A 5,506-nucleotide genomic window follows, 5' to 3' on the forward strand; every position below is an offset into this window, starting at 1 on the left:
CAATGATTAACGATACAAAGTTAAACATAGCCAGGGTTTTAACTGCCATTTTAACGTTAAAAAATGTTAATTAATTAACTGATGAACGGCTTTGATATTCTATAAAGATGCAGCCGTTACCTAACAGGTATTAAACACCCTGCTAAACGGTTAATCTGCTTTCAACTGTTTAATGAAATCCACAAACTTCTTATTCCCATAATCTGCCGCACCCACCTCATGGTAAGACAGTCGGCCATGCTTATCCAAGACTACCGTTGTAGGCAAAGAACCTGCAAATAGCTGCTGAGGAATTTGACTTGCTACGGCATAAACCGGCATCTGGTATCCCTTTCTATCCATATATTTCTTTGCTTTCGCGAAATCGCTATCTGCATCCACCATGATGAAAACTACTCCATCATCTCCCTTAAACTGCTCATACAATTTATTTACCGAAGGCATTTCCGCCAAACATGGGGGGCACCAGGTGGCCCAAAAGTTAATAAAGATCACTTTGCCTTTTAAATCGCCAAGGTCTACGACCTTTCCTCCTGCATCTTTAAACCTAACTCCAGCCAGACTTTCGGACTGGATGTTTTCGTTGCCCTTTTTATAATCAATACTGGTATCAGGCGAAAATAAACCAACTTTCATCAGCCCCTGGATCATTAATGCCTTTGCCGATGGTACAAAAAGAACCACCAGGATCAGCACACCCAAAAGGCCGTTTATTATATTACTCTTATTGAAGATCTTTCTCATTTAGATAAAGTTTTAATGGGAACCATCCTAACTTAAAGAAATTAATCTATTTTGTAGAGTCTATGCCTCAACCTTTACTAACTTATGATAAAAAAAACTCTTCCAGGATTACTGTTACTCAGCGTAGCTTTGTCCTGTACAAACAAAGCGCAGAAAATGGAACCCTATAAATGGCCAAATGCTACCCCACCAGTAGCGGAAGTGAAACCTCATATCAGAACTATTCATGGTGATACGGTGGTAGACAATTATTACTGGATGATTGACTACTTTAAAAAAGGTAAAGACAGTACTGCTGTAATTGATTACCTGACCGAAGAAAACAAATATCTGGATACCATGATGGCGGGAACGAGACAACTGCAGGCAGATCTTTTTAAAGAGTTAAAAGGTCGTATCAAGGAAAAAGACGAGTCAGTGCCGGTATTGAAAAATGGTTATTTCTATTATACCAGAAGTGAAGAGGGCGAACAATATTATAAATACTGTAGAAAAAAAGGCAGCCTGGATGCTAAAGAAGAGGTATTATTGGATGTAGATCAGCTGGCAAAAGGTTTACCTTACTACTCGGCTACAGGTTTTACCATCAGCCCAGACAATAAAATGCTGGCCTTTGGCGTAGATAAAGTATCGAGACGCCAATATGTGATCCATGTAAAAAATCTGGAAACTGGAGAGGTTTTTAAAGACGCCATTCCAAATACTGAAGGTGATGCCACCTGGGCGGCCGACAATAAGACCATTTTCTATACTTCTAAAAATCCGGTCACTTTACTCAGTGAAAAGATTAAAAAGCATGTATTGCATACCGATGCCAAGCTGGATGAGACCGTCTATGAAGAAAAAGACAAGTCAAATTATATCGGTGTGGGTAAATCAAAATCCGGTAAATACCTTTTCATTTATTCGCAGGCAACACAATCAAATGAGATGAGAATCCTGGAAGCTGATAAACCTAATGAAGCGTTTAAAGTTTTTCAGCCAAGGGTCAAAGATGTATTGTATGATGTGATCGCATTGGACGACAAATTTCTAATCCTGACCAATTGGGAGGCCAAGAATTTCCGCCTGATGGAATGCCCATTGGATAAACCAGAAAGGGCAAACTGGAAAGAAGTAATTCCTCACCGTAAGGATGTTCTGCTGGAAGGAGTCGACGAATTTAAAAGCCATATTGTAGTAACTGAGCGTAAAAACGGATTGACACAGCTACTGGTGCGTCCATTCAAAGGTGCGGAATATCATATTGCTTTTGCCGAGCCAACTTATATGGCACAAGTAGGTTCAAACCCGGACTATCAAAGCAAAACATTGCGCTATATTTATTCATCGCTAACTACACCAACTTCTACTTTTGATTATAACGTAGATACCAAAGCACAGCAGCTGATGAAACAGCAGGAAGTAGTGGGTGGCTATGATAAATCGGCATATGTGTCGGAGCGGCTATATGCAACGGCAAAAGATGGCACCAAAGTTCCCATCTCCCTGGTTTATAAAAAAGGCCTGAAAAAGGATGGCAATGCGCCCCTATTGCTATATGCCTACGGTTCTTATGGATCGAGTATGGATGCGACTTTTAGTAGTGGGAGGTTAAGTCTGCTGGACAGAGGTTTTGTATTTGCCATTGCACACATTCGTGGAGGTCAGGAAATGGGCCGACAGTGGTATGAAGATGGTAAATTGATGAAAAAGAAAAACACTTTTACCGATTTCATTGATTGCGGACAATACCTGATTGATCAGAAATTGACCAGCAAGGGCCATCTATATGCACAAGGTGGCAGCGCTGGCGGATTGCTAATGGGTGCGGTAGTCAATATGGCTCCAGACATGTGGAACGGTATTATTGCACAGGTTCCTTTTGTCGATGTGATCAACACGATGTTGGATGAAAGTATTCCTTTAACCACCAATGAGTTTGATGAATGGGGAAATCCAAAGCAAAAAGCCGCTTATGATTATATGAAAAGCTATTCTCCATATGAAAATATTGAGAAAAAAGCGTACCCGAATATGTTGGTGACCACAGGACTGCACGATAGTCAGGTGCAGTATTTTGAGCCTGCCAAATGGGTGGCCAAACTTAGGGCTACTAAAACTGATAAAAACGTATTGCTGCTCAAAACCGACATGGATTTTGGCCATGGTGGCGCATCCGGCAGGTTTGATTACCTGAAAGATATTGCTTTAAACTATGCGTTTCTATTTGCCCTTGAAGGGATCAATAAGTAACAAAAATTCGCTGATGCGGATTCATAAAAATGCCCCCAAAATTCAGAAAAATTTTGGGGGCATTTCAGTTTTTAAAAGCGATTATATGATGCCATTGATTGGCCTTTCAATCATGACCTGTAATTATTTCTTTGCCTTCAGCAGTTCCTTCAACTCCGCAACGGCCTTTTTCAATTCTTCAATTTCTGATTTCAGACTTTTCAATTCCTTTTGCTGAACTGCGATTTCCTCATCATGTTCCTGCCATCCTTTCAATAAAGGAACGGTCATGGACTGATAATTCAAAGAAAGCGTTTTCTTTGGATCCGTATCTGCTTTTACCAAGGAAGGGAAAAACTCCTGAACATTCTGGGCGATAAAACCGATCTGGTGTAAATCTACATCTCTTCGATCATAAGAGACCGCATGCAATCTTCTCAGTTGCTCAGAAACCGCTGGAAGTGTCTCGATATTCTTCTTCAACCGTATGTCGGAATTTGCCGTTACATCTCCTGAAGCCTTAATATCTCCATTCACAATCACCTGCCCGGTTACCGTTAATTCTGAATTCACATCCAGCGTGGTAAACTTTCCTTGTGCGGGTGTAGAGCCCCCGATCAGAGTATTATCAATTGCCCCTTTGGTGATTTCTACGGCATCTTTATTCTGAATGGCCAAGGTTCCTAAGCCCAGGTTTTCCCTTGCAGCCTCGGCAGTAATTGCGCCCGTTCCTCCTTTTTCAATAGACAGCGTTTCTCCTGTACCTCCACCGGTACCACCTCCCATTTGGCTTTCCACCCAATTGCTATTGGCAATTCCGCCTTTCAATTGATAAAACTTTTCTTCCAGAATGGAATAAACCAACATCCCTACAGACCTTCTGGCAGGGGTAATCAGGTCTCTTTCGGCATTACTGGCTACGGATCTGAAACCTCCTTTACCATAAATATCACTATGGGTCGAGTATTTATCCGTCAGGTCATTGGGCTCTAAAGCTCCAATCACCTTCACCTGCCCTATAGCCGAGAAGCTGAGCGTACACAACAGTACGCAAAATGTATAAATCGCTTTCATTGGGATGTAATTTTCAAAATTCTTCATTGCTTTTTAAATTTGGACTGATGACCGGCTTATTGAATGGTAAAAGTTAAACCCGCAGCAGTGTTGTCTCTTTGCACAAAAATCACATAATCCGTAACCCCTCCAACGCTATTCCTGAAAGACCTGGTCGTCTTTTCAAAAGCACCTGTAGAATCCAGAATGCCAACAATGATTTTCGACCCTCCCCAAATTGAAGGATAGGCAATCACCAGTTTTTGACGTCCTGAAGGACTTGCTGCTTTATTAGAAACGGCTGCTCCGCTTCCGAATTCACTACTGCCAAGCGCCAGAATTTGTGCATCAGTAGGGGCAAAGTTCTCCCCATCTTCACCGCCATTCGCGAATCCATAATAGCGCTTCCATTGGAAATTCAGTGAAGCCGTGGCTTCCGCCGTTTTATTGTCTGCTGTTTTTACGATGAGTTTAAAGGTGTTGGACTGGTTACTGGTGGCCGATACATTAACGGTTCCCGTCACTGTAGCCCCCGGAGCAGGAGAAGAACTGAAAACTTCCTGGCCTGCCACGTTGATACTGGTCAGCTCCCCGGTTTCCATAGCTCGCCCTGCAGTCCAATTTAGCGTAACAGCAGTATTTCCTGCCGGCCCCATTTCTTTTGTCCCCGAAGGGTTGCTGGTTAGACTCGCAGAAGGCCCTAGTGAAGGATAAAATACAGCTTCAATCCATTTCGCCAGATCATTCGTACCAGGATTTACATTCTTATAATAATCTCCGGTAATTGGTCTGTTTCCGTTGAAAGCACCAACGTTACCCCCGCCGCCACCTAGTGTCGCTTTATCAACCCAGGCCACTGAACCATCTGCATTACTGACCATCACCTGATCTGCCGCATCAGATTTGATATTTGCTGCGGTAATGACTTTTTCAGCGATAGAAGGATTAGGATAGGTTCCTGTTAAAGCACCTCCGGCAGCACCAGTTACAGCGCCCTGCAACAACAACCAAGGCCATGTCGCATCCTCTTTCTTCGGACCGAAAAGCGTTTGGTCGGTGGTGTTGATATAGAAATCACCTGTTTTTCCAGTGTCGGCAACCGGAATTCCCACACCATAAATCAGGTTATTTCCTCCCGCAGATGCGCCCGAAGAGAACAAAACCCAATTGGCATTGTTTTCCAATTCCGCAGGTACATCCGCACAGATCAATTGATAGGTTTTTGTTTTCCCGGTACCATCGTCCATCACGGTACATAACATCCCTGGCTGACGTCTTAGCGGACTCAGGTTATTGCGATCTGCGAGAGTCGCCACCTGGTGATGTCCACCCTTTGCATCATTCGTATAGATGATCACTTTTCCGGGTACCGGAATCAGTGGATTACCCACAAATTGTGCTGTTCCCTGTTTCGGGGCAAAAAACACAAATCCCATCGCCACCACCGCACATCTGATCCAATAATCTGTTCGTTTTTGTTTGATTTGCATATCCT

At 42.9% G+C, this 5,506-nt stretch carries 4 protein-coding genes; 1 reads left to right on the forward strand and 3 read right to left on the reverse strand.

Translation table 11 applies throughout. The annotated features are described in order from the left end of the window. Positions 1-150 precede the first annotated feature (150 nt). On the reverse strand, positions 151-744 hold the full coding sequence (locus H9X96_RS14905) for a TlpA disulfide reductase family protein (protein WP_187667062.1): 594 nt from the start codon (positions 742-744) through the stop codon (positions 151-153). Between the two features lie 84 nt (positions 745-828). Here H9X96_RS14905 and H9X96_RS14910 point away from each other — a divergent pair, with 84 nt between their 5' ends. Further along, positions 829-2,979 carry a S9 family peptidase gene (locus H9X96_RS14910; protein ID WP_187667063.1) on the forward strand — a complete coding sequence of 717 codons (2,151 nt, stop codon included), beginning with the start codon at positions 829-831 and terminating at the stop codon, positions 2,977-2,979. Between the two features lie 123 nt (positions 2,980-3,102). Here H9X96_RS14910 and H9X96_RS14915 read toward each other — a convergent pair whose 3' ends face one another. Beyond that, a complete protein-coding gene (locus H9X96_RS14915) occupies positions 3,103-4,059 on the reverse strand; it encodes a tail fiber domain-containing protein (RefSeq protein ID WP_187667064.1) in 957 nt (318 codons plus the stop codon). Positions 4,060-4,088: 29 nt separating this feature from the next. Then, positions 4,089-5,501 carry a hypothetical protein gene (locus H9X96_RS14920; protein ID WP_187667065.1) on the reverse strand — a complete coding sequence of 471 codons (1,413 nt, stop codon included), beginning with the start codon at positions 5,499-5,501 and terminating at the stop codon, positions 4,089-4,091. Between the last annotated feature and the right edge of the window lie 5 nt (positions 5,502-5,506).

This window comes from Pedobacter sp. N36a, from assembly GCF_014472395.1.
In the GTDB taxonomy this organism is placed as follows: Bacteria; Bacteroidota; Bacteroidia; order Sphingobacteriales; family Sphingobacteriaceae; genus Pedobacter.

Excerpts from the sequence above, each read along its gene's own strand:
- H9X96_RS14910 (WP_187667063.1), top strand. The coding sequence starts at position 829 with ATGATAAAAAAAACTCTTCCAGGATTACTGTTACTCAGCGTAGCTTTG.
- H9X96_RS14920 (WP_187667065.1), bottom strand. The coding sequence starts at position 5,501 with ATGCAAATCAAACAAAAACGAACAGATTATTGGATCAGATGTGCGGTG.
- H9X96_RS14905 (WP_187667062.1), bottom strand. The coding sequence starts at position 744 with ATGAGAAAGATCTTCAATAAGAGTAATATAATAAACGGCCTTTTGGGT.
- H9X96_RS14915 (WP_187667064.1), bottom strand. The coding sequence starts at position 4,059 with ATGAAGAATTTTGAAAATTACATCCCAATGAAAGCGATTTATACATTT.